General features: G+C 72.4%; 23 protein-coding genes. 13 read left to right on the top strand and 10 right to left on the bottom strand.

The genetic code is table 11. The features are described from left to right. Positions 1 to 18: 18 nt before the first annotated feature. The gene (locus tag CP983_RS23505; RefSeq protein ID WP_150501591.1) at positions 19 to 948 is read left to right on the top strand and encodes a 1-phosphofructokinase family hexose kinase; all 930 of its coding nucleotides are present in this window, start codon (positions 19 to 21) and stop codon (positions 946 to 948) included. 6 nt (positions 949 to 954) lie between these two features. Here the strand turns inward: CP983_RS23505 and CP983_RS23500 are convergent, their stop codons facing one another. Both CP983_RS23500 and cdgB read right to left on the bottom strand, forming a co-directional pair. Next, entirely contained in the window at positions 955 to 1,899 is a 945-nt protein-coding gene (locus tag CP983_RS23500) for a CBM35 domain-containing protein (RefSeq protein WP_150501589.1), read from the bottom strand. Positions 1,900 to 2,017: 118 nt separating this feature from the next. After that, positions 2,018 to 3,673, bottom strand: a complete 1,656-nt coding sequence (gene cdgB, locus CP983_RS23495; RefSeq protein ID WP_030952769.1) for a diguanylate cyclase CdgB — start codon at positions 3,671 to 3,673, stop codon at positions 2,018 to 2,020. A gap of 336 nt (positions 3,674 to 4,009) precedes the next feature. On the opposite strand from cdgB, the gene CP983_RS23490 reads away from it, so the two are divergent. Next, the gene (locus CP983_RS23490) at positions 4,010 to 4,609 is read left to right on the top strand and encodes a flavin reductase family protein (RefSeq protein WP_125524034.1); all 600 of its coding nucleotides are present in this window, start codon (positions 4,010 to 4,012) and stop codon (positions 4,607 to 4,609) included. Positions 4,610 to 4,677: 68 nt separating this feature from the next. Then, positions 4,678 to 5,151, top strand: a complete 474-nt coding sequence (locus tag CP983_RS23485) for a GNAT family N-acetyltransferase (RefSeq protein ID WP_150501587.1) — start codon at positions 4,678 to 4,680, stop codon at positions 5,149 to 5,151. 49 nt (positions 5,152 to 5,200) lie between these two features. Here CP983_RS23485 and CP983_RS23480 read toward each other — a convergent pair whose 3' ends face one another. Next, positions 5,201 to 6,121 carry a sigma-70 family RNA polymerase sigma factor gene (locus CP983_RS23480; protein ID WP_150501585.1) on the bottom strand — a complete coding sequence of 307 codons (921 nt, stop codon included), beginning with the start codon at positions 6,119 to 6,121 and terminating at the stop codon, positions 5,201 to 5,203. Between the two features lie 84 nt (positions 6,122 to 6,205). Beyond that, the gene (gene arfB, locus CP983_RS23475) at positions 6,206 to 6,643 is read right to left on the bottom strand and encodes an alternative ribosome rescue aminoacyl-tRNA hydrolase ArfB (protein ID WP_107906088.1); all 438 of its coding nucleotides are present in this window, start codon (positions 6,641 to 6,643) and stop codon (positions 6,206 to 6,208) included. A 169-nt stretch (positions 6,644 to 6,812) separates the two neighbouring features. Here arfB and CP983_RS23470 point away from each other — a divergent pair, with 169 nt between their 5' ends. The 3 genes from CP983_RS23470 (at position 6,813) to CP983_RS23460 (ending at position 8,570) form a co-directional block, all read left to right on the top strand. Beyond that, the gene (locus CP983_RS23470; RefSeq protein ID WP_107906089.1) at positions 6,813 to 7,388 is read left to right on the top strand and encodes a TerD family protein; all 576 of its coding nucleotides are present in this window, start codon (positions 6,813 to 6,815) and stop codon (positions 7,386 to 7,388) included. A gap of 170 nt (positions 7,389 to 7,558) precedes the next feature. Continuing rightward, the gene (locus CP983_RS23465) at positions 7,559 to 8,074 is read left to right on the top strand and encodes a GNAT family N-acetyltransferase (RefSeq protein WP_150501583.1); all 516 of its coding nucleotides are present in this window, start codon (positions 7,559 to 7,561) and stop codon (positions 8,072 to 8,074) included. Between the two features lie 13 nt (positions 8,075 to 8,087). After that, positions 8,088 to 8,570 (top strand): hypothetical protein, encoded by a 483-nt coding sequence (locus CP983_RS23460; RefSeq protein WP_150501581.1) that lies wholly within the window; start codon positions 8,088 to 8,090, stop codon positions 8,568 to 8,570. Between the two features lie 4 nt (positions 8,571 to 8,574). Here the strand turns inward: CP983_RS23460 and CP983_RS23455 are convergent, their stop codons facing one another. Continuing rightward, positions 8,575 to 10,041 (bottom strand): M1 family metallopeptidase, encoded by a 1,467-nt coding sequence (locus CP983_RS23455; RefSeq protein ID WP_150501579.1) that lies wholly within the window; start codon positions 10,039 to 10,041, stop codon positions 8,575 to 8,577. A 41-nt stretch (positions 10,042 to 10,082) separates the two neighbouring features. Here CP983_RS23455 and CP983_RS23450 point away from each other — a divergent pair, with 41 nt between their 5' ends. Further along, positions 10,083 to 10,583 carry a hypothetical protein gene (locus CP983_RS23450; protein WP_030955888.1) on the top strand — a complete coding sequence of 167 codons (501 nt, stop codon included), beginning with the start codon at positions 10,083 to 10,085 and terminating at the stop codon, positions 10,581 to 10,583. A 53-nt stretch (positions 10,584 to 10,636) separates the two neighbouring features. On the opposite strand, the gene CP983_RS23445 is transcribed toward CP983_RS23450, so the two are convergent. After that, the gene (locus CP983_RS23445; RefSeq protein ID WP_150501577.1) at positions 10,637 to 11,332 is read right to left on the bottom strand and encodes a pentapeptide repeat-containing protein; all 696 of its coding nucleotides are present in this window, start codon (positions 11,330 to 11,332) and stop codon (positions 10,637 to 10,639) included. A 140-nt stretch (positions 11,333 to 11,472) separates the two neighbouring features. Here CP983_RS23445 and CP983_RS23440 point away from each other — a divergent pair, with 140 nt between their 5' ends. The 3 genes from CP983_RS23440 (at position 11,473) to CP983_RS23430 (ending at position 15,279) form a co-directional block, all read left to right on the top strand. Further along, a complete protein-coding gene (locus CP983_RS23440) occupies positions 11,473 to 12,642 on the top strand; it encodes an FAD-dependent oxidoreductase (RefSeq protein WP_125524040.1) in 1,170 nt (389 codons plus the stop codon). A gap of 79 nt (positions 12,643 to 12,721) precedes the next feature. Next, complete coding sequence (locus CP983_RS23435) at positions 12,722 to 13,702, top strand: zinc-binding dehydrogenase (protein WP_150501575.1); 981 nt, start codon at positions 12,722 to 12,724, stop codon at positions 13,700 to 13,702. 80 nt (positions 13,703 to 13,782) lie between these two features. Then, positions 13,783 to 15,279, top strand: a complete 1,497-nt coding sequence (locus CP983_RS23430) for an MFS transporter (RefSeq protein WP_229914793.1) — start codon at positions 13,783 to 13,785, stop codon at positions 15,277 to 15,279. Between the two features lie 96 nt (positions 15,280 to 15,375). Here the strand turns inward: CP983_RS23430 and CP983_RS23425 are convergent, their stop codons facing one another. Beyond that, complete coding sequence (locus CP983_RS23425) at positions 15,376 to 16,782, bottom strand: NAD(P)/FAD-dependent oxidoreductase (protein WP_189748793.1); 1,407 nt, start codon at positions 16,780 to 16,782, stop codon at positions 15,376 to 15,378. Between the two features lie 54 nt (positions 16,783 to 16,836). Here CP983_RS23425 and CP983_RS23420 point away from each other — a divergent pair, with 54 nt between their 5' ends. The 3 genes from CP983_RS23420 to CP983_RS23410 are packed head-to-tail and all read left to right on the top strand — an operon-like array spanning position 16,837 to position 19,439. Further along, entirely contained in the window at positions 16,837 to 17,724 is an 888-nt protein-coding gene (locus CP983_RS23420) for an aminoglycoside phosphotransferase family protein (protein WP_150501571.1), read from the top strand. Between the two features lie 35 nt (positions 17,725 to 17,759). Further along, a complete protein-coding gene (locus CP983_RS23415; protein ID WP_150501569.1) occupies positions 17,760 to 18,254 on the top strand; it encodes a GNAT family N-acetyltransferase in 495 nt (164 codons plus the stop codon). Between the two features lie 45 nt (positions 18,255 to 18,299). Next, complete coding sequence (locus tag CP983_RS23410; RefSeq protein WP_208852841.1) at positions 18,300 to 19,439, top strand: DUF4037 domain-containing protein; 1,140 nt, start codon at positions 18,300 to 18,302, stop codon at positions 19,437 to 19,439. Between the two features lie 70 nt (positions 19,440 to 19,509). Here CP983_RS23410 and CP983_RS23405 read toward each other — a convergent pair whose 3' ends face one another. The 3 genes from CP983_RS23405 to CP983_RS23395 are packed head-to-tail and all read right to left on the bottom strand — an operon-like array spanning position 19,510 to position 22,338. Further along, a complete protein-coding gene (locus CP983_RS23405; protein WP_150501567.1) occupies positions 19,510 to 20,793 on the bottom strand; it encodes a wax ester/triacylglycerol synthase domain-containing protein in 1,284 nt (427 codons plus the stop codon). A 49-nt stretch (positions 20,794 to 20,842) separates the two neighbouring features. Then, positions 20,843 to 22,051 carry a beta-ketoacyl-[acyl-carrier-protein] synthase family protein gene (locus tag CP983_RS23400; protein ID WP_150501565.1) on the bottom strand — a complete coding sequence of 403 codons (1,209 nt, stop codon included), beginning with the start codon at positions 22,049 to 22,051 and terminating at the stop codon, positions 20,843 to 20,845. Further along, positions 22,048 to 22,338: a phosphopantetheine-binding protein gene (locus tag CP983_RS23395; RefSeq protein ID WP_107906110.1), complete on the bottom strand. Its 291-nt coding sequence runs from the start codon at positions 22,336 to 22,338 to the stop codon at positions 22,048 to 22,050. The genes CP983_RS23400 and CP983_RS23395 overlap by 4 nt, the downstream gene beginning before the upstream one ends. Positions 22,339 to 22,356 lie beyond the last annotated feature (18 nt).

Raw genomic sequence — 22,356 nt, 5'->3', positions numbered from 1 at the left:
GGGGGAGGTCGAGTACAGGTGATTCTCACGGTCACGTTGAACACCGCTCTCGACATCACCTATCGCGTCCGGGCGCTGCGGCCCCACGCCTCCCACCGGGTCTCCGAGGTGATCGAGCGCCCCGGCGGCAAGGGGCTGAACGTGGCCCGGGTGCTGGCGGCCCTGGGACACGAGGTGACGGTCACGGGCTTCACGGGCGGCGCGACGGGCCGGGTGGTCCAGGATCAACTCACCGGCGTACCCGGCGTGGTGGACGCCCTGCTGCCGGTCTCCGGCCCGACCCGGCGCACCATCGCCGTCGTCGACGAGCGCACCGGTGACACGACCCAGCTCAACGAGCCCGGCCCGACGGTCACGCCCGCCGAGTGGTCCGCCTTCCAGGAGGCGTACGACGACCTGCTGGCGTCGGCCTCCGTGGTGGCCCTGTGCGGCAGCCTGCCGCCGGGGGTGCCGGTGGGTGCGTACGCCGGTCTGGTGCGGTCCGCGAAGGCGGCGGAGGTGCCCGTCCTGCTGGACACCAGCGGGGAGGCGCTGCGCCGGGGTGTCGCCGCCCGGCCGGACATCATCAAGCCCAACGCCGACGAACTGGCCGAACTGACCGGCTCCCACGACCCGCTCCGCGCCACCCAGGACGCCCGAAGGCGCGGCGCCCGCACGGTGGTCGCCTCCCTCGGCGAGTCCGGTCTCCTGGCCGTCACCCCCGAGGGCCGCTGGCAGGCCACCCCGCCCACCCGCCTCCACGGCAACCCCACGGGCGCGGGCGACGCGGCGGTGGCGGGTCTGCTGTCGGGGCTGGTGGAGAAGCTGCCCTGGCCCGACCGCCTGACCCGGGCGACGGCCCTGTCGGCGGCAACCGTCGTGTCCCCCACAGCGGGTCAGTTCGACCGGGCGGCCTACGAGGAGTTCCTGCACCGGGTGGCGGTGACCGCGGAGGTCACCGCCGCGTGACCGGGACTAGGACCCGACCCAGCCCTTGACCAGCCACATCTGGTCGATGAGGGCGTCGCACTGGTTGCCCTGCTCGCAGGACAACTTGATCGTGTTCGAGCCCTTGTTGAGCTGGATGTAGTTGTAGGTCTTCGTCCAGCCCTTCTCGTAGTCGCCCTCGGGGCCGCCCGACCAGTTCTTCAGGTCGACCGGGGCCTTGGCCGCCGTGCCGTTGATCGTCAGAGTGGCGTTCTGGTCCTTGCCCGGGACGCTGTAGCCGACGTAGACGGTGTACTTACCGCTCTTCGGGATGTCGCTCACGGACCAGGAGACCGAGGAGCCGGCCTGGTTGAAGCCGGTGACGTAGACGCCACCGTCCGCCTGGGCGCCCTTGATGTCGGACGCGGTGGCGGCGCCGCCGGCGAGGGCCAGGGCCTTGGCGTCGATCGTCGGCAGGTCGTCCTCGGCGGCCGCGCTGTTGCTGTTCGACGGGCTCGGCGCGCTGCTCTGCTGGGACTGCGACTGCGTCGGCTGTGCCGCGTCGTCCTTCTTGTCCTTGTCGTCGTCGCCGCCCAGCATCGCCACGCTGATGCCGATGACCACCGCCGCGACGACGGCGATCGCGCCGATGAGGAGGCCCTTGGTGTTGGGACCCCGCCCACGGCCGTTCCCGCTGCCGCCGCTGTACGACGTCTGCTGGACGGTCGTCGCCCCGCCGGGGTGCGTCTCCGGCGCCGCGTAGTGCGCGTTCGGCTGGCCGTAGCCGCCCTGCTGTTGCGGTACCTGGGGGGCCGCAGCGGTCGGCTGCTGGCCGTACTGGCGCTGGCCGACGGCACGCACCCGGTTGACGGCGTTCGGGTAGCCGTAGCCACCGGACGGCGGCTGGGCTCCGTTGGCCTGGCCGTCGGCGTAGAGGTAGCCGAACGGGTCGTCGTCCTCGGGCGTACTGGCGCCGTTGTTGCCGGACGTCATCCCTTGGTACTCCTCACCAGGTGCGGGCGTTGCGATAGGGCGGTCAGAAGGGCGAGCCTACCCGCTCCTGATGGCCCAAACGGGTGACTCAGACCGCATCAGCTCGCTGACCTGGGATTCATCCCGCGCGTCTGTGTTGTTTGGGACGAGATCGTTTCTCTACGTACATCCGCTCGTCAGCGGACTTCAACACTTCGTCCGCGGTCATCCCGCAGTGCGCCCACCCGATGCCGAAACTGGCCCCGACCCGCACGGCGCGGCCCTCGGCCCGGATCGGCTGGATGATCTCGCTGCGCAGCCGGACGGCGAGGTCCTGGGCGTCGGCGCGGCCGAGCCCGTCGGCGAGGATCACGAATTCGTCGCCGCCGAGCCGGGCGACGGTGTCGCCGTCGCGGACCTGCCGGGTCAGCCGCCGGGCGACCTCGATGAGAACCGCGTCACCCGCGTTGTGCCCGAACCGGTCGTTGATCGACTTGAAGCCGTCGAGGTCGCAGAAGAGCACCGCGAGCCCCTTGGTGCCGTCGTCGCGCTCGGCCTCGTCCGGGGAGACGGTGTGCACGTGGTGGTCGTAGGCGTCCAGCGCCGCCACACCCGGGAAGTCGAAGCCGTGGCCGTTCGCGTCGAAGACGGCGGGGTGGCCGTAGGCGGCGTCCATGGACTCCAGGGCACCCGCGTGCGTGGGACGCCGGCACAGCCGCGCGGCCAGGCGCGCCCGCAGCTCGGCGGAGTTCGGCAGCCCGGTGAGCGAGTCGTGCGAGGCGCGGTGGGCGAGCTGGAGCTCGCGGCGCTTGCGCTCCTCGATGTCCTCGACGTGGGTCAGCAGGAAGCGGGGCCCGTCGGCGGCGTCCGCGACGACGCTGTTGCGCAGCGACACCCAGACGTACGAGCCGTCCCGGCGCCCGAGCCTGAGCTCCGCGCGCCCGCCCTCGGCGGAGGTCCGCAGCAGCGTGCCGATGTCCTCGGGGTGGACGAGGTCGGAGAAGGAGTAGCGGCGCATCGCGGAGGCGGGGCGGCCGAGGAGACGGCACAGCGCGTCGTTGGTGCGCAGGATGCGGCCGTGCTGGTCGCCGCCCATCTCGGCGATGGCCATGCCGGAGGGGGCGTACTCGAAGGCCTGCCGGAAGCTCTCCTCGCTCGCGCGCAGGGCCTGCTGCTCCCGTTCCAGCCTGACCAGTGCCCGCTGCATATTCGCGCGTAGACGTGCGTTGCTGATCGCGATGGCTGCCTGGAAGGCGTACATCTGGAGCGCCTCGCGCCCCCAGGCGCCCGGCAGCCGGCCGTTGCGCGGCCGGTCCACGGACAGGACGCCGATCAGCTCGCCGCACGCGCCGCCCTGCACGCCGGGCGTGTACATCGGGGCGAACAGGCGGTCCGAGGGGTGCCACTCGTCCTCGAAGCGGGGCGCGGGCCCGTCGGTGTACCACTGCGGGACGTCGTCGTCGTCGAGGATCCAGCCCTCGGTGTGCGGTATGAACACCAGGTCGCCCCAGTGCTGGCCCATGCTCAGCCGGCGCTCCCACGACTCGCGCGAGCCGACCCGGCCGGTGATGAGGGCCTCGGCGGCGGGGTTGCCGGCGAAGGCGGCGACGACGAGATCGCCGTCGGGGCGCACGAGGTTGACGCACGCGAGCTCGTAGCCGAGGCCGTTGACGACGCCGTCGGCCACGGTCTGGAGTGTGTCCGCCAGGCTGCGGGCCGTGTTCATGTCCGCCATGACCTGGTGCAGTTGCCGCAGGGTCGCAAGACGGACGTACGGCTCCGACTCGGTCTCCATGGTCGCCCTCCCCCCGAGACCTCGCAGCGAATCAAGGGTCCTACTTCGGCGTAACGTCCCTTGCTAGTCCCCGCCACTGAATCACAGCGCGCTGCCCACTCGGTACACAGGGTCAACAATTAATGGCTCTTGTGACTCAAGTCACAGCTAAACGTGAACAATTGAGCGGTGTTTCTGCGTTTTTCCTGTGTGTTTACTGAACGCAAAGTTGGCGCGCCCGTGGAGATGCCACGAAACGGCCACGAACAATCCCCACGACTCCGTCGGGAGTCCTAGGTCCGTTCTCGGGCGCAGGCCCGATGCGGGGCGTGCGGGACCGACATTAGCGTTTCCGGCGTGCCGAACACTTCTCTCCCCGCGCCGCCCGTGACCGCAGTCCTCCCCGCCTCCCGCAGCCCCTTTGGGCATGCTGAGGGAGTGAGCGACGACGAGTTCCGTGCCGCGATGTCGCGGTTGGCCGCGGGCGTGGTGCTGGTGACCGCGCTGGAGCCGCCGCTGGACCCGGACGATCCGCACGCGCCGCCCGGCGAGGACGTCGGGATGACGGCGACGGCGTTCATGTCGGTGTCCCTGGATCCGCCGTTGGTGCTGGTCAGCCTGCGTACGGGGGCCCGGATGGACGACCTGCTCGACGAGCAGCCGCTGTGGGCCGTCTCGGTCCTCGCGGAGAGCCAGCGCCACATCGCCGGACGCTTCGCGATGAAGGGCCGGGTCAGCGACCGCCTGCTGTTCGCCGACATCCCCTACGTCCGCGGCAAGGAGACCGGCGCCCCTCTGGTGGGCGGCGCCCTCGCCACCCTGGAGTGCCGCACCGAGCAGCGGGTGACGGCCGGCGACCACACCCTGGTGATCGGCCGCGTGCTGTCGGCCTCGCTGCCGAGTGCGGACGGACGCCCGCTGACCTATTTCCGGGGCCGTTACCGGCACTTGGGATGATCTCCGCCGCGGATACGGCAGTCGAATTCCCGTGGCCGACCACTGATCACGCGACATACCGTGCCCGGATGACGCCGACGACTTCCACTCCCCGCCTCGAAAAGATCACACCTGGAAATTTCGAAGCCGCGACCGGCATACGGGTCAGGCCCGACCAGGAACACGCGGTCTCCCCCGTCGTGGAGTCCCTCGCCGAGGCATACGTCCATCCCGAGGGCGTCGCCTGGCCCCGTCTCATCGTCGACGGCGACCGCCCGGTCGGCTTCCTGATGGCCTTCCTCGGCATCGACTGGCGCGGCGACGGCAGCCTGCGCCGCTCCGGCCTGTGGCGGCTGAACATCGCCGCCGGGGAGCAGGGCCGGGGCTACGGCCGCTTCGCCGTCGAGTCCGTGGCCACGGAGCTGCGCCGGCGCGGCGCCACCGAGCTGTACGTCACCTGGCACCCCGGCCCCGACGGCCCGGCGGGCTTCTACACCGGACTGGGCTTCAGGCCCACCGGGGAGACCTCGGGCGACCAGACGGTGGGCGTGCTGGAGCTGTAGGCGGAGCGGGAGCCGGCCCCCTCGGGCGTCCCGCCCCGCCGGGCCGGCGCTAGGCCGACTCGATGTCCAGCCGGGCCACCCGCTCCGGATCCGTCACGATGTCGATCACGGCGATCCGATCCCGTACGAACGCAAACCGCAGCGCCCGCTCCACCCGACCGCCGACCAGCACCACGGTGCCGGGCGCGCCGTCGACGAGCGCGTGCCGGGCGACCGGGGCGGGCCGCGCGCCCAGGGCGGCCGACCCGAACGTCGAGGCGCCCCGCGCCACCGCCGCCGCACCGGTCGTCACCCCGGCCTCGGAGCGGGCGATGACATCCGGGTCGAGGACGTCGAGCAGCCCCTCGAAGTCACCCTCGCGCGCGGCGGCGAGGAAGGCGTCGACGACCGCCCGCTGCCGGCGCCGAAGGGCCCGGTCGTGCTCGGGCACCTCGGCGCCCTGCACCCGGCGCCGGGCCCGGCTGGCGAGCTGCCGCGCGGCGGCCGGCGTACGGTCCACGACGGCCGCGACCTCCTCGTACGGCACCCCGAACAGGTCGTGCAGCACGAACGCGAGCCGCTCGGCGGGCGTCAGGGTGTCCAGTACGACGAGCAGGGCGACGCCCACCGAGTCCGCGAGGAGCGCGTCCTGCTCGGGGTCGACCGGCCGTGGGACGGCTCCGGCGGAGCCCTGGGCCGGGCCGCCGGGTGGTGCCGCCGCGGTGTCCAGGGGCTCCTCCGCGCGCGACTTGCGGGAGCGGAGCATGTCGAGACAGACCCGGCCGACTACGGTCGTCAGCCAGCCGCCGAGGTTGTCGACCCGGCTGGTGTCGGACCGGCTCATCCGGAACCAGGCCTCCTGCACGGCGTCCTCGGCCTCCGCCGTCGACCCGAGCATGCGGTGCGCCACGGCCCGCAGATGGCCGCGGTGCGCCTCGAAGCGCCGGGCGAGGAAGTCGGTGTCGTCGGTGCCAGTGCCGTCGGCGCTCATCGGTAGCTGCCTCTCGTCGCGTTCCGTCCGTCGTCACTGCGTTGACGGATCGCGCGGCGGGAATGTGACTCCCGGCCCCGGCGCCTACCCCCAGTCCCGCCCGGAGCGTCCTCGCTTGGTGTCGGAGCGCTGCTTCTTCTCCCTCAGCCGGCGCTCGTTGATGCCGCGGGGGATGCGGGTCGCCCGGCGCGGCTTGGGCGGCGGGGCGCTCGCCTCGGCGAGCAGCGCGGCCAGGCGTACGGCGGCGGTCTCGCGGTTGCGCCACTGGGAGCGGTGCTCGGAGGCGCGCACGGTCAGGACGCCGTCGACGAGCTTTCCGGCCAGCCGCTCCAGCGCCCGCGCCTTCCACACCTCGGGCAGCGCCTCGGTCTTCGCGAGGTCGAAGCTCAGCTCCACCCTCGAGTCGCTGGTGTTGACGTGCTGGCCACCCGGCCCGCTCGACCTGGAGAAACGCCACATGAGCTCGGCCTCGGGCAGGGAGACGGAGCCACGGATGACGTAGGGACCGGACATGCCGTCCATGGTCCCGCGTCTGTCCGGTCCACGTCACGCGAATATCGCCGTGTATCCCCTACGGGTGCTCTTTGGCAAAGAAAGTAAAGACACCTGGAACCTGAGGTACCCCTCTCCGCGTTCATAGGGGTAGCTGTAGCTTCTAGCCGTACCGCAACGAGGGAAGGGACTCCCAACAATGGCTGTAAGCCTGTCCAAGGGTGGCAACGTCTCGCTCACCAAGGAGGCTCCGGGCCTGACCGCCGTCACCGTGGGCCTCGGCTGGGACGTCCGCACCACCACCGGCACGGACTTCGACCTCGACGCCTCGGCGATCGCGGTCAACCCCACGGGCAAGGTCTACTCGGACGGTCACTTCGTCTTCTTCAACAACAAGCAGACGCCGGACCAGACCATCGTCCACACCGGTGACAACCGCACCGGCGAGGGCGCGGGCGACGACGAGGCGATCAACGTCAACCTCGCCGGCCTCCCGGCCGACGTCGACAAGATCGTCTTCCCGGTCTCGATCTACGACGCGGAGAACCGCTCGCAGAACTTCGGCCAGGTCCGCAACGCGTACATCCGCATCGTCAACCAGGCCGGCGGCGCCGAGATCGCCCGCTACGACCTCTCCGAGGACGCGGCCACCGAGACCGCGATGGTCTTCGGCGAGCTGTACCGCAACGGCGCCGAGTGGAAGTTCCGCGCGGTCGGCCAGGGCTACGCCTCGGGCCTGGTCGGCATCGCCCAGGACTTCGGCGTGAACGTCTGAGCACCCCGCACCACCCTGGAACCCCCGGCTCCGGCCGGGGGTTCCGGCGTTGTACGGCGAAGCAAGGGGTTCAGGCGCCGCACGGCCGGCCGGGAGTTCCGGCGTGTGCGAGGCCGACCGGGACCACCCGCCACGATCCTTGTGCCGGAGCTCTTCGATAAGTTGCCCGAATGATCCTCGACCCCCTCCCCCTCACCCCGGACCACGACATCCCGGCGCCGGTCCTCACCGAACTCACCGCCCTCTACGCCTCCAACCGCGAGTTCCACGCGCTCAGCGGCGACTTCCCCGACCCCGACGACGTCCGCCCGGAGCAGGTGGCCACCGCGCTGGCCGACGAGTTGGCGGTCCCCGGGGCGGAGGTGCTGCTGGCCCGCAGCGAGGGCCGTCTGGTCGCCATCGCCATCACCCTGGCCCAGCACCCGGACCCGGTCGACCCGGACCCGTGGATCGGACTGCTGATGGTGGACGCCACGACCCACGGCAAGGGATACGGCCGGCAGCTGGCCACCCTCGTGGAGGACCGTTTCCGCGCGGCGGGCCGCACCGCCGTACGCCTGGCCGTCCTCGACAACAACCCCAAGGCCCTCGCCTTCTGGTCGGCCCTCGGCTACGACACCATCGCCTACGGCCGCGACCGCGAACTCGACCGCCCCTGCACGGTCCTGCAGAAGCAGCTGGCCTGAGCAGGCGGACGACGTGGACTGGACGACCTTGGCCGGCACCGCCCTGGGCGCACTGGTCGGCATCGGCTCGACGCTGCTGGCGGACCGGGCCCGCTGGCGCCGCGACCTGGCCGACCGGACCCGGCAGGAACGCCGGCAGATCTATGTGACCGTGCTGACGAAGTACCGGCTCGCCTACGAGGGCATGTACGCGGCCGCCGCCGGCCACGCGGAAGGCGGGACGAGGGAGGCGTCCGTGCGGGAGGCGTCCGTGCGGGAGGCGTTCCGTGCGTCGGGCTGCGACGAGGCCCGTGAGACGGCGCTGATATGCGCTCCGCAGGAGATGTCGGACGTCCTCGAGAACGTCTACGCGACCCTGCGGGACCTCCAGGACCTGTTCTCGGCGGGTGAGCCGCCGCTCGACTCACCGGAGTTGCAGGAGCGGCGGCTCAAGCACGCCAAGGCGGTGTGGGCCGCGCGGGCCGCGATACGCAGGGACCTGGAGCGGGCCGTCTGACGGGCTACGGGTGCTCGGGCCGGCCGTCGCCGTACAGCCAGTCCTTCCAGATGGTCGTGAAGTCCTCGTCCGGGGCCTTCTTCTCGACGTAGGACGTGAAGTCGGCGGTGTCCGCGTTGCCGTGGCGGTGGGTGGCGGCCCAGCCCTGGACGATGTCGTAGAAGGTGTCGTCGCCGACCTTCTGGCGGATCTTGTGCAGGACCATCGCGCCGCGTTCGTAGACGGGCGAGTCGGAGATGTGGCCGGCGCTCGTGGGCTCGGCGGGCGGGAAGTCCCAGAGGTCCTCGTGCTCGTCCTCGCCGTGTTCGTAGAGGTCGTCGAAGGTCTCCTGGGCGGAGTCGCCGTCGTTGTCCTCCTCCCACAGCCACTCCGCGTAGGTCGCGAAGCCCTCGTTCAGCCACATGTCCCGCCAGCTCTTCGGGGTCACGGAGTTGCCGAACCACTGGTGGACGAGCTCGTGGACGAGGAGTTCGGTGCCGGGGGCGCCCGGGAAGACGGGCCGGTTCTGGGTCTCCAGGGCGTACTCGGCGTCGCCCTCGCCCGCGACGATCGCGCCGGTGGAGGAGAAGGGGTAGGGGCCGAAGTTGTACTCCGCCCACTCCATGATCTCGGGGATCCGCGCCAGCACCTTGCGCGCGGGGCCGGCCTGGTCCGGGGCGACGGCGGTGTACACGGGCAGGTCCTCCTCGGTCGTGGTGACCGTGGAGCGGGCGATGTCGTAGTCGCCGATGGCGAGCGTCGCGACATAGCCGGCCATGGGTTCGGCCGTGCGCCAGCGGAAGGTCGTGCGGCCCCCGCGAGTGGTCCGCCCGGCCGGCTCGCCGTTCGACACGGCCTCCAGCCCCTTCGGCACGGTGACCGAGATGTCGTACGACGCCTTGTCCGACGGGTGGTGGTTGCCGGGGAACCACACCATGGACCCCGCCGGCTCCCCGAGGGCGAGCGCGCCGGTGTCGGTCGGCAGCCAGCCCTCCTTGGACCCGTCGGGGTCGGTGAGGGTCTGCGGGGTTCCGGAGTAGCGGACGGTGACCCGGAACGTCTCGCCCTCCTCCAGGTCGTCGTGCGGCCGGACGACCAGCTCCTGGCCGTTGCGGCTCCAGCGCGCGGCCCTGCCCTCCACCGACACCTTCTCGACGTCCATGCCCTTCAGATCGAGGTCGAAGGCGGACAGGTCCTTCTCGGCGCGTGCGGTGATCTCGGCGGTGCCGCCGAGGTGGCGCTCGCCGGGGTCGTAGGCGAGGTCGAGGCCGTAGTGCTTGACGTCGTAGCCGTCGTTGCCCGCCTTGGGGAAGTACGGGTCGCGCACGCCGGAACCGCCCGGGGTGCCGTGCACCCCGCCGCACGCCGTGAGGGCCAGGGCGAGCAGGCCGCAGGCGACGACCCGGGAGATCCGTGCGGCCGGGAGCGGCCGGTCGGGCCACGGGAGCCGTACGGTCGGACGGGCCGGGACAACAGGTGCGGAACGGGACACGCCAGTGATCCTATGAGTGCGGGCGTGACACCATCACCTCCGTGCTCGACATCGGCTACGCCCTCTCCAACCGCTTCCCGGATCCCCCGCAGACCGACTACCGCCGCGCGGACGTCCACGCCCTGCGCCACGACCTGTTCTGCGGGGACGTGTATCTGGCCGACACCAAGGCGGACCGGGAGCTGTCCACAGCCTGGGGATGGGTGCCGGTGCTCGACTTCGCCTGGGCCCTGTGCGACATCGCCGAGCGGCTGGACCGGGACCCGGCGGGCTCCCGCGCCTCCCGCCCCCAGCACGCGGAACTCGACTTCACCGAGTCGACCGACCGCATGCTCTTCGAGCGCCGCTTCGGCTGGGTGGACATCGAGGCGGACTGGATGCCGGCCGAGGAGGCCCCGCTGTCCTTCGCCCACGCGGAACTGCGCCGCGAGGCCCGCGACTTCCTGCACGACCTGCTCGCCGACCTGATCGACCTGCACGAGGACCTGGGCGAGAACCCGGCGATCTGGACACTCCAGGCCCGCTATCCCCGGGTGACGTGACCCCGCACCCCGCCGAGCAGCCAGCCCTCCACCCGGGCCCCCGGCTCCGGCCGTCAGCCCTCCACCCGGACCCCCAGCTGGGCCGCCAGCACCGGTGCCAGATCCAGTAGTTGGCCGGAGCTGATCACGGCCCCGGCGAGCCGGTCCACGCCTCGCGCGATCTCCAGCTCCGAAGCCCCGCGCAGGTCCACGTCCGCCAGCGTCGCCTCGGTGAGGTCCACCCCCTTCACCACGCAGTCCACGAACTCCACCCGCTCCAGCCGGGCGCCCCCGAAGTCCGGCTCGACCAGGACGCAGCTCTCGAAGACGACGTCCCTGAGCCGGGCCTTGCGCATGTTCAGGTAGTCGATCTTGCCGCCGCGGATCACGACCCGCTCCAGCACGGAACCGTGCAGCTGCACCCCGCCCAGCCGGGCGTCGAGAAGCTCCACATCGCGCAGGGTCGCCTCGGCGAGGTCGGTGCCGACACCGCGGGGCCCGGTGAGGACCGAGTCCAGGATCCGGGCGTGATGGAGCCGCGTCTCGTCCAGGACGCAGCCCCTCAGCGCACAGTCCATGAAGCGGGCCCCGCCGCCGTCGTGCCCGGTGAGGTCCTCCTCGCGGAACTCCAGGCTGTCGTAGTCGCCGTCCGGCTCCAACTCCCCGTCCCGGAACGGCTCCAGCGGGGGCAGCCGCAGCTCCGGCCGTCTCGCCCCCTTCACCGCGCCCCTGCCCGGCCCGCCGCTCTGCCCCGTCGCTCTCCTCGCCATGCCCCCATGCTGCACCCCGCCACTGACAATCCCCCTGACCTGCGCGGACACCGGTGATGTCACATTCCGGTGGCCCCGCTCCGTCGTAGTCACAGAAGAAGGCAAGGAAGGCGAACCGAGCGCGAGGGAGACCCCCAGCCATGCACCGCATCACCGTCGTCGGCGGCGGCTTCGCCGGACTCACCGCGGCCATCACCGCCGCCGAGGCGGGCGCCAAGGTCACCGTGTACGAGGCCCATCACACCCTCGGCGGGCGGGCGCGGACCGCCGAGGGGCCGTACCGGACGAACGAGGGACCGCACGCGCTGTACAGCGGCGGCCCGCACTGGGCCTGGCTCAAGCAGCGGGACCTCATCGGCCCGCTCGCGCCGATCCCGCCCCTGGAGGCCGCCCGGCTCAGACTGCGGCACCGTGGCGTCCTGCGCCGCACCCCGCCGTTCGCCATGCTGAAGCTGCTGCGGCCGGCCCTGCCGCAGGCGCCCGTCGACGTCGACTTCCTGACGTGGGCGACCGGCATCGCCGGCGAGGAGGGCGCCCGTGCCGCCGCCCACTACTCCGCCGTCGCGCTGTTCCACCACGACCCCGGCGCCCTGTCCGCAGCGTTCGTGCAGGAGCGGCTGCGCCGGGCCACCAAGCTGCCGCCGGAGGCGCACTATCCGAAGGGCGGCTGGGCGAACCTCATCGACCGGATGGCGGCCCGGGCCTGGAACCTCGGGGTGCGGATGGAGACCCTGTCCCGGATCGACAGCCTCGACCGGCTCACGACCGACACGCCCGTCGTCGTCGCCACCTCCCTCGACGCCGCCCGCCGGCTCCTCCGCGACGACTCGCTGACCTGGACGAGCGGCCGTACGGCATTGATCGACCTCGCCGTGCGCACCCGCCGCGGGGACGCGTTCGTCGTCTCCGACCTCGACGGGACCGGGTGGCTGGAGCGGTTCACCGCGCAGGACCGCTCGCTGGCCCCGGCCGGCGAGCAGCTGATCCAGGGTCAGATCCCGATCGCCCCGCACGAGTCCCGGGCCGACGGCATCGCCCGTGCCGAGCAGCTCCTCGACCTCGGCTTCCCCGGCTGGCGCGAGCGCGTCACCTGGCGGCGCGAGGCCCTGGCGAACGGCCGCACCGGCGCCGTCGACCTGCCCGGCACCAGCTGGCGGGACCGCCCGGCCGTGGACCGCGGCGACGGCGTCTACCTGGCGGGCGATCAGGTCGCGGCCCCCGGCGTGCTGTCCGAGGTGTCCTTCAACAGCGCGCTGACGGCCGTGTCCCTGGCACTCGGCCGGCACGCCCTTGACCTCAAGCGAGCTTGAGGTCGGAGCATCGTCGAGCCGCTCCGACGACGGGACGGGCGGCCCGGCAGAACCGACTTCCGAGCGATGGGGGACCCCGATGCACGCCATCCGACTGCACACCTTCGGCCCGGCCGAGAACCTCTCCTACGAGGTGACCGACGACCCCGCACCAGGACCCGGCCAGGTCCGGATCGCCGTGGCGGCGGCCGGCGTCCACCTCCTCGACACGGCCCTGCGCGAAGGCATCCAGGGCCCGGCACCCGAGCCGCCCACGCTGCCCACGATCCCCGGCCGTGAGGTCGCCGGAGTCGTCGAGTCCCTCGGCGAGGGCGTCGCGCGACTCTGGCTCGGCAAGCGGGTCGTCGCCCACCTCGGCTTCGCGCCGGGCGGCTACGCCGAGCTCGCCGTCACCGACGTCGACCGGGTCCACGAGATCCCGGCCGATCTCGACTTCGCTCAGGCCGTCGCCATGATCGGCACGGGCCGTACGGCGATGGGGATCCTCCAGTTCGCCGAGCTCGGCCCGGACGCGGTGGCCGTGATCCCGGCGGCGGCCGGCGGCATCGGCACCCTGCTCGTGCAGTACGCCAGGAACGCGGGCGCGGTCGTCGTGGGCCTGGCCGGCGGGCCGGAGAAGGCCGCCCGGGTGCGGGAGAACGGCGCCGATCTCGCCGTCGACTACACCGACCCGGCGTGGCCCGGGAAGGTGCGCGCCTTCCTCGGCGGGCGCGGCGCCACCGTCGTCCTCGACGGCGTCGGCGGCGACGTGGCCCGCGAGTGCGTCGCCCTGCTCGCGCCCGGCGGCCGGCACCTCGTCTTCGGCTGGTCGGGCCAGGGCCTGCGCAACGGCGAGCCCTACCTCGTCGACGGCGTCTCCGAGAACGTGCTCGGCCCCGCGATGATGCGCAGGGCCGGCGGCCCCAACCCCGTACAGACCCTCGAACTGCGTGCGCTGGCCGAGGCCGCCGCGGGCCGGCTCACCCCGTCCGTGCAGCGCTTCCCGCTCGCCGGGGCGGCGGCCGCCCATCGCGCCCTGGAAACCCGCGCGACCACCGGAAAGGTGGTGCTGGAGCCATGACCGGCGACAACAACTCCCCGGATACGTCCCCAGATACGTCCCCAGATGCGATACGTCCCGAACCATGGTCTTCTGGCCGAGTGACCGTCACCCGAACGGGTGAATCAGCCCGAGACGCGGATCCCCGCCGCTGGTGGGGGCTGGTGATCATCGCGCTCGCGCAGCTCATGGTCGTCCTGGACGCGACCATCGTGAACATCGCGCTCCCCTCCGCACAGGCCGACCTCGGCATGACCGACGGCAACCGCCAGTGGGTGATCACCGCCTACACGCTGGCCTTCGGCGGACTGCTGCTGCTCGGCGGCCGGATAGCCGACCTCGTGGGCCGCAAGCGCACCTTCGTCATCGGCCTGATCGGCTTCGCCGCCGCCTCCGCGCTCGGCGGTGCCGCCACCACGGCCGGCATGCTCTTCGGCGCCCGCGCCCTCCAGGGCGTCTTCGCCGCAGTCCTGGCCCCCTCGGCCCTGTCGCTGCTGACCACGACGTTCACCGACCCCAAGGAGCGCGGCAAGGCGTTCGGCATCTACGGCGCCCTGGCCGGCAGCGGCAGCGCGATCGGGTTCATCGTCGGCGGACTGCTCACGGAGTACCTGGACTGGCGCTGGTGCCTGTACGTCAACGTGCCCATCGCCGTGATCGCCGTCTTCGGCGCACTCGCCCTGCTGCACGACAGCCCAGTCCAGGCCGGCGCCCGCCTGGACGTGCCCGGCGTGCTGCTCGGGTGCGGCGGCCTGGTCGCCATCGTCTACGGCTTCGCCGAGGCGGAGCCGCGCGGCTGGACCGACCCGCTGGTGCTCTCCCTGTTCACGGGCGGCGTCGCCCTGCTAGCGGCCTTCGTCTGGTGGCAGGCCAGGGCACCGATGCCCCTGCTGCCGCTGCACATCGTCAAGGACCGCAACCGCGCCGGCTGCTTCCTCACCATGGCGCTGGCCGTGATCGGCATGTTCGGGCTGTTCCTGTTCATGACCTACTACCTCCAGGTCATCCTGGAGTACTCGCCGGTGCTGACCGGCCTGGCCTTCCTGCCGCTCACCGCCGCGATCATCATCGGCTCGACGCAGATCGCCGCCCGTCTGCTGAACCATGTGGCGCCCCGCGTTCTCATGGGCCCGGGCGCCCTGCTCGCGACCATCGGCATGGTGCTGCTGACCCGGCTGACGGTGCACTCGTCGTACGCGAGCGAGATCCTGCCCGCGCTGATCCTGATGGGCCTCGGCATGGGCCTGATCTTCATGCCGGTGTTCGCCACGGCCACGGCGGGTGTGGCCCCGCAGGACTCCGGCGTGACCTCGGCGACCGTCAACACCTCGCAGCAGGTGGGCGGCTCGATCGGCACGGCCCTGCTGAACACGATCGCGACGAGCAGCAGCGCCGCCTACATCACGGCCCATCTGACCGACCCGGCCCAGCGGGACCTGGTCACCCGGGAGGGCGTGGTGCACGGCTACACGGTCGCCATCTGGTGGGCCGCCGCGATCATGCTCATGGCCGGCCTGGTCGCGACCCTGATGGTCACGGCGAAGGCGCCGAAACACGGGGCACCGCACGAGACCCCGACCCCGGAACCGGTGACCTGACCGCCCCCACAGGCGGGGGGAGGAGCCCCTTCGGACCGCGGAGCCCCTCCCCCGTCATCCCTACGCCCTCGCCCCTGCGCCGTCGTCCCCGCGCCGTCAGTGCCGCCCCGCGATGCGGTCCGCCACCCGTGCCGCCCGGGACGACTCGGCGCTCGGTGTGCTGGACTCCCGCCGGTCCGCCGCCCGGTACGCGGCGTACAGCCCGTGCACGCCCAGCCAGCGCAGCGGCTCCGGCTCCCACTTGCGCACCTTGTGCCCGACCCACGGCAGATCCGTCAGCTCGGTGCGCACGCCCTGCCCGGAGTCGATCTGCACCAGGTCCCGCAGGGTCCGCGCCGCGAGGTTCGCGGTGGCGACGCCGGAGCCGACGTAACCGCCCGCCCAGCCGAGCCCGCTCGTCCGGTCCAGCGTGACGGTCGCGCACCAGTCGCGCGGCACGCCCAGCACCCCCGACCACGCGTGCTCGACCCGCACCCCGGCCAGCGACGGGAAGAAGCCGACCAGGATCTCCCGCAGCGCCTCGACGGTCTCGGGCTGCGTGCGCCCGTCGTTGTCCGTCCGCGACCCGAAGCGGTACGGCACCCCGCGCCCGCCCAGCGCGATCCGCCCGTCGGCCGTGCGCTGGGCGTACATGTAGGCGTGCGCCATGTCGCCGAGCGTCTCGCGCCCGTCCCAGCCCACCGACTCCCACTGCTCGTCGGTCAGCGGCTCGGTGGCGATCATCGAGGAGTTCATCGGCAGCCAGGTCCGGTGCTGGCCCTTGAGGTTCGCCGTGAACCCCTCGGTGCAGCGCAGGACATAGGGCGCGCGGACGGTGCCGTACGGGGTGACGGCGTGCTTGGGCCGGATCTCGGTGACCGGCGTCAGCTCGTGGATGGTCACGCCGAGCGCCTCGACGGCCGCCGCGAGCCCCTTCACCAGCTTCACCGGGTGCACCCGTGCCCCGTGCGGTGTCCACGTCGAGCCGACCGCGTCGGCCACCTTGATCCGCTCGGCGGTCCGCCGGGCGTCGTACAGCTCACGGTCCTTCTCGCCGAATGCCAGCTCCTGCGCGTGGAACTCCTTCAGCCGCGTCAACTGCGAGGGCGTACGGGCGACTTCGAGCACGCCGCCCTTGTGGATCCCGGCGTCGAAACCCTCCGCCTCCGCGACCCGGATCACCTCGTCCACGGTGTCGTTCATGGCCCGCTGGAGGCGTACGGCCGCCTCGTGGCCGTGCAGCTTGGCGTACCGGTCGCGCCCCGCGATGCCGTTGTACAGCCAGCCGCCGTTGCGCCCCGAGGCCCCGTACCCGCAGAACTTCTGTTCAAGGACGGTGATCCGGAGGAAGGGAACCGCCTGCTTCAGGTAGTAGGCCGTCCACAGTCCCGTGTACCCACCGCCCACGATCACCACGTCCGCGGAGGCGTCCCCGCCGAGCGGCTCGCGCGCCGCAGGGAGGCCGTCGTCGGCGTACCAGAAGGAGATCCCGCCGTTCACGGCGTCACTGACCGAGCTGCTCATGGCGAGGACGTTAATTCGCGTGAGCCGATTCCGGCACCCCAGTAGGGTCGCAAAGTGATCGACATTCCGGACGAGCTCATCGCCCAGCACGTGCGCTACGACGGAGAGGCGGGCCGCGCCTACGTCGCCTCACTCGCGGCACGCGCCACGCGCTTCCTGGAGCACTGGGAGCTGCGCCCGGACGGGCCGACGATGTACGGCCGCTGCGCGCTGGTCGTGCCGGTGCTGCGGGCCGACGGGACACCGGCCGTGCTCAAGCTCCAGGACGTCGACGAGGAGACCGTCGGCGAGCCGGTCGCGCTGCGGGCGTGGCACGGCGACGGAGCGGTCCGGCTCCTGGATTCCGACGACGCCACCGGCACCCTGCTCCTGGAACGCCTGGACGCGGACCGCCTCCTGGACGACCTCCCGGACTCCCGGGAGGCCACCCTGGTCGTCGCCCGCCTGCTGGCCCGCCTCACCACCACCGAGGCCCCGCCGGACCTGCGCCGCCTGGGCGACCTCGCGGATTCCATGCTGGACCGCACACCCGCGGCCCTGGAGGAGACCCCCGACCCCGCTACCCGCCGCGTCCTCGCCGACTGCACGGCGGCGCTGCGCGAGGTCGCGGACGCTCCCGGCGACCGGCTCCTGCACTGGGACCTGCACTTCGAGAACGTCCTCGCCGCCGACCGCGCCCCCTGGCTCGCCATCGACCCCAAGCCCCTGGCGGGCGACCCCGGTTTCGACCTCTTCCCGGCCCTGTGGAACCGCTTCGACGCCGACGAGGTCCTCTGGCGCTTCGACGCCATGACGGAGGTCCTCGGCCTGGACCGGGCCCGGGCCCGCGCCTGGACACTGGGCCGCGTGCTCCAGAACTCCCTGTGGCAGATCGAGGAGGGCGAGGCCCCGCTCGACGCACACCTGGAAATCGCCCGCCGCCTGCGGAAGCACCCCTGCTAGGCCGCGATCCGCCGGCGAGGCCATAGCCTCGGTTCATGATCCGACCCGCCACACCCGCCGACATCCCCGCCCTGCACGCCCTGATCCGGGAACTCGCGGAGTACGAGAAGGCACTGGAGGAGGCCAAGGCCACCGAGGAGCAGCTCCATGAGGCCCTCTTCGGCGACCGCCCCGCCGCCTACGCCCACATCGCCGCCGACGACGCGACCGGCGAGACCGTCGGCTGCGCCGTCTGGTTCCTGAACTTCTCCACCTGGCGCGGGGTCCACGGCATCTACCTGGAGGACCTCTACGTCCGCCCCACCGCCCGCGGCGCCGGCCACGGCAAGGCCCTCCTCACCGAACTGGCCCGCATCTGCGTGGAACGCGGCTACCAGCGCCTGGAGTGGTCCGTCCTGAACTGGAACACCCCGTCCATCGCCTTCTACGACTCCCTCGGCGCCCGCCCCCAGAACGAGTGGACGGTATACCGCCTGACGGACGAGTCCCTGACGAAGCTCGGCTCCGACCCCCGGCCCACGTCGGTGTGAACGTTGTGCGCATGACCGCCCACCGATTGGGCACGGCTCCCTGGCATGAGCCCCACGAATATGCGCCGCCCCTCCAACTCCCCCACGTCCGAGGCCGAGTTCGTCCCCGGTCTCGAACTCTCCCGCCGCTTCTACACCGACGCGGTGCGGCCGCTGCTGGAGGAGGCCGCTCCCGGCGTCCCCCACTCGGCCGCCCGTATCGGCAGCGGTTCCGAGGTGCTCGGCCACGACACGCCGCGCTCGGCCGACCATGAATGGGGCCCACGCCTCCAGGTGTTCCTGCACCGCCACGACGTGCCCCGGCACGCCGCCCGGATCAGACACGTGCTGGCCGAGCACCTCCCGAAGACGTTCCTCGGCCACCCCACGAACTTCGCGCTCACCGGGGCGGCCGACCGGGACATCCGCGTCATGCGCGCCACCGAAGGCCCCGTCCACCACCGCGTCGAAGTCACCGGCGCCGCCATCTGGTTCAACGACACCCTCGGCTTCGACCCGGCCCAGGGCCTCACGACGGCCGACTGGCTGGCCACCCCCACCCAGCTGCTCGCCGAGGTCACCGCGGGCGCCGTGTTCCACGACGGGCTGCACACCCTCACCCCGTTACGCCGCGCGTTGCGCTGGTACCCCCATGACGTCTGGCTGTACGTCCTGGCCTGCCAGTGGCAGCGCATCGCGCAGGAGGAGGCGTTCGTGGGCCGCGCAGGCGAGGTCGGCGACGAACTGGGCTCCGCCGTCACCGCCGCCCGCCTGGCCCGCGACCTGATGCGGCTGTGCCTGCTGATGGACCGCCGCTATCCGCCGTACGGCAAATGGCTCGGAAGCGCCTTCGCCCGCACCGCCGCCGGGCCCCGGCTGTCCCCCGTCCTGACGGCCGCGCTCGCCGCGACGGACTGGCACACCCGGGAACGCCATCTCGCTCACGCCTACGAGATCGTCGCCCACCAGCACAACGACCTGCACCTGACCGACCGCGTCTCCCCCAGCACCCGCCCGTACCACTCCCGCCCCTTCGAGGTCCTGCGCGCCGACCGCTTCACGACCGCCCTGCTCGCCCGCATAGGCGACCCGGTGCTGAAGGACATGCCGCCCGTCGGCACGGTGGACCAGTTCGTCGACAGCACCGACGCCCTGACCCGCCCCCGGCTGGCCCGCACCCTGAGCCACGACGCCCGAAAGCCGTGACCGGGACACGAGACTCAGGACAAGGGACTGAGGACAGGGGCCGCAGGACAGGGGACTCACGACAGGGGACTCACGACATACGAAGGCCCTCGACCGCCCGTGCGGCAGGCGCCCCGCCCTCCGCGACCGCCTCCAGCTCCCGGACCACCGCGGCCCCGATCAGCTCGGCGTCACCCGTGCGCAGATGGCTGACGACGGTGAGGGTGTAGGCGTCGGCGGTGTGCACGAGGCAGAGGTTCGCCGTACCCGGCGGCGACAACTGCGGCAGCGGGACGACACGCGCGAGAGGCCGCCCGTCCAAGTGGCTGGGGTTGTCACGCCACTTGAAGGCGGTGCACAGGCTCGTGGTCAGTTCGGGACGCGCCAGACGCCTGGCCATCACCCCAGCCAGCCACGGCACGGTACGCGCGGCGCCCTGGAGCGCGGGCAGGATCGCGCGATGCGCCTCGCGGCGGTGCTCGAACTCGGCGACCTGGTCCTGGCAGGCCCGCAGCCGGGCCACCGGCGAGTCGAGGTCGACGGGCAGCGCGATACGCAGCGCGGTGACGCCGTTCCCGAGCCGCTGTGCGTCGTACCGGGTCCGCAGGTCGACCGGCACCGTGGCGTACAGCGGCGTCGGTCCCTTCGGCCAGGACCGCAGGGGCCCGTGGCAGGCACGCAGGGCTCCGGCGTACGTGCTCAGCAGAAGTTCGTTCAGCGTCGCCCCGCGTCCACCGGCCGGCTGACGCCGGGCAGCGCGCATCACCTGCGGGTCGATCCGCACGACGGCCACCGACGGCCCGGGTCCCCCGCCGGACGACGGCGGGACGGGCTGGCCGGGAACCCCGATGCGCCGCAGCTCCCTGCCGACGGTGGCGAGCCCCACCGACGGCCGCTGCCGCGTCCCCTCGACCGGTGCCGGCGGCCTCGGCGGCGCGGCGTCGTCCATCAGCAGCCGGAAGAGGGTCTCCAGCGACCTGCCGTCGAGCAGCGCGTGATGGGCGAACAGCACCACGGCCTGCTCGCCCGCCGCGGTCGGGTGCCGTGTCACCAGCAGCTTCCACGGCGGCCGCCCGGCCGGCAGCGTGCGCGCGACACCGTCGGCGAAGAGGGAGTCCACGTCCTGGTCGCTGACGGCGACGTGATCGGCGGGATCGAACGGCCGGGCGGACGACCACCGGTGGCCGTACACAGCCGACGGCCCGGCGGGAGGCACCGGGACCAGACTCATCCGCTCCAGGGCGCCCCATCGTTCCTGGACCCTGGTCCGCACCCGCGCCGGATCGAACGGTTCTCCGGGAAACACCGCGGCGATGCCGATGGTCCCCGGCATCCCGTTGCGCAGATGGCCTTCCTCGATGGCCGTCAGCCTCATCTTCCACAGCCTCCCGTTCCCGATTCGCCCTTGGTCCCGCCCTCGCCGCTCAGACGTGGGGCGAGTCGAGGACGACACAGGCGTTGTGGCCCCCGAAGGCGAAGCTGTTGCTGATCACCGGCCCGTCGGGGATCTTGCGCGGCTCACCGGTGACCAGGTCCAGCTCGCACCGGGGGTCGAGGCGCGTGAGGTGCGCGGTCGGCGGCGCGAGCCCCTCCCGCACCGACATGACCGTGATCACCGCCTCCAGCGCTCCGGCCAGCCCCAGCCCGTGCCCGGTCACGGCCTTCGGCGCGGTCACGGGCACCTTGCGCGACCCGAACACGGTCGCGATGGCCCGCGCCTCGGCGAGGTCGTTCAACTCGGTGCCGGTGCCGTGCGCGTTGACGTGCGTGACCGCGTCGGCCGTGGTCCCGGCGTCGGCGAGCGCCAGCTCCATGCACGCGACGGCACCCAGCCCGTCGGGATGCGGCGCGGTGAGGTGGTGGGCGTCGGAGGTGCGTCCGTACCCGGTGAGCGTGGCGTGGATACGGGCGCCCCGCGCGCGGGCCAGGTCCAGCCGCTCCAGCACCAGGAACGCGGCTCCTTCGGCGAGGACGAACCCCTGCCGCCCGGCGTCGAACGGCCGTGACGCGGCTGCCGGGTCCTCGCACTCGGTGACCATCGCCCCGGCCCGCCCGAAGGCGAGCGCGGTCGTGGCCGTCAGCGGACTGTCGTGCCCGCCGGCCACCACCACGTCGGCGGAACCGGCCCGGATCATCTGCATCGCCTCGCCCACCGCGTGCGTCCCGGAGGCGCAGGCGGTGGAGATCGTCAGACTCGGCCCGGTCACACCGAACCGGTCGCTGATCCAGTACGCCCCCGCGTTGTGCATCAGCCGCGGCGCGTACAGCACGTCGGGATGCCCGATGCCGCTCTCCTGGCTGATCACCCCGCCGTAGCCGGTGCCGGTGACCACCGCCCGCCTGCGGGAGGGGACATGGAGCCCCCCGGCGTCCTCCACGGCGTCCGCGGCCGCGCACAGCGCCAGCTGCACCGACCGGTCGGCCCGCCGCATCTCCTTGACCGTCAGATACCCGGCGGGGTCGAAGCGGGGCATGGGACACGCGGGGTGTACGACGGTGCCCTCGTCGTCGAAGGCGTGCAGCGTGCTCGCCGAACGACACCGCACGAGGCTCTCCCACAGCTCCTCGGGCGTCGCCCCGGCGCCGCAGCGGACGCCCAGGCCCGTGACGGCGACGGCGTTCGGGCCGGTCATCGGGCCAGGGTGCTGTGGGCGTCGGGCGTACCGGCGCGCAGCCGCACGATGAGCTCGGCGACATCACCCACGGTCGCCACCGCGGACTTGTCGGTCCCGCGCAGGGTCACCCCGAACAACTCCTCGGACGCCGCCTCCAGTTCGGTGATGTCCAGGCTGTCGGCTCCCAGGTCGGCGACCAGCCGGGCCTGCGGCACGACCGCCTCCTGCGGCACCGACATCACCTGCGCGCACAGCGGCCGCAGCGCTTCCCATACGCCGCCCGTGTCCCGGCATTCGGCTTCCATGCAACTGCCTCCCTCTCC

Origin of the sequence: Streptomyces chartreusis, assembly GCF_008704715.1 — a bacterium.
GTDB lineage: Bacteria > Actinomycetota > Actinomycetes > Streptomycetales > Streptomycetaceae > Streptomyces > Streptomyces chartreusis.
Note: the sequence above shows the minus strand (reverse complement) of the source record. Positions and strands in the feature narration are given on the sequence as shown.

Excerpts from the sequence above, each read along its gene's own strand:
- cdgB (WP_030952769.1), bottom strand. The coding sequence starts at position 3,673 with ATGGAGACCGAGTCGGAGCCGTACGTCCGTCTTGCGACCCTGCGGCAA.
- CP983_RS23435 (WP_150501575.1), top strand. The coding sequence starts at position 12,722 with ATGCACGCCATCCGACTGCACACCTTCGGCCCGGCCGAGAACCTCTCC.
- CP983_RS23440 (WP_125524040.1), top strand. The coding sequence starts at position 11,473 with ATGCACCGCATCACCGTCGTCGGCGGCGGCTTCGCCGGACTCACCGCG.
- CP983_RS23480 (WP_150501585.1), bottom strand. The coding sequence starts at position 6,121 with ATGAGCGCCGACGGCACTGGCACCGACGACACCGACTTCCTCGCCCGG.
- CP983_RS23465 (WP_150501583.1), top strand. The coding sequence starts at position 7,559 with ATGATCCTCGACCCCCTCCCCCTCACCCCGGACCACGACATCCCGGCG.
- CP983_RS23410 (WP_208852841.1), top strand. The coding sequence starts at position 18,300 with ATGAGCCCCACGAATATGCGCCGCCCCTCCAACTCCCCCACGTCCGAG.
- CP983_RS23445 (WP_150501577.1), bottom strand. The coding sequence starts at position 11,332 with ATGGCGAGGAGAGCGACGGGGCAGAGCGGCGGGCCGGGCAGGGGCGCG.
- CP983_RS23395 (WP_107906110.1), bottom strand. The coding sequence starts at position 22,338 with ATGGAAGCCGAATGCCGGGACACGGGCGGCGTATGGGAAGCGCTGCGG.
- CP983_RS23500 (WP_150501589.1), bottom strand. The coding sequence starts at position 1,899 with ATGACGTCCGGCAACAACGGCGCCAGTACGCCCGAGGACGACGACCCG.
- arfB (WP_107906088.1), bottom strand. The coding sequence starts at position 6,643 with ATGGACGGCATGTCCGGTCCCTACGTCATCCGTGGCTCCGTCTCCCTG.
- CP983_RS23485 (WP_150501587.1), top strand. The coding sequence starts at position 4,678 with ATGACGCCGACGACTTCCACTCCCCGCCTCGAAAAGATCACACCTGGA.
- CP983_RS23415 (WP_150501569.1), top strand. The coding sequence starts at position 17,760 with ATGATCCGACCCGCCACACCCGCCGACATCCCCGCCCTGCACGCCCTG.
- CP983_RS23425 (WP_189748793.1), bottom strand. The coding sequence starts at position 16,782 with ATGAGCAGCTCGGTCAGTGACGCCGTGAACGGCGGGATCTCCTTCTGG.
- CP983_RS23405 (WP_150501567.1), bottom strand. The coding sequence starts at position 20,793 with ATGAGGCTGACGGCCATCGAGGAAGGCCATCTGCGCAACGGGATGCCG.
- CP983_RS23470 (WP_107906089.1), top strand. The coding sequence starts at position 6,813 with ATGGCTGTAAGCCTGTCCAAGGGTGGCAACGTCTCGCTCACCAAGGAG.
- CP983_RS23400 (WP_150501565.1), bottom strand. The coding sequence starts at position 22,051 with ATGACCGGCCCGAACGCCGTCGCCGTCACGGGCCTGGGCGTCCGCTGC.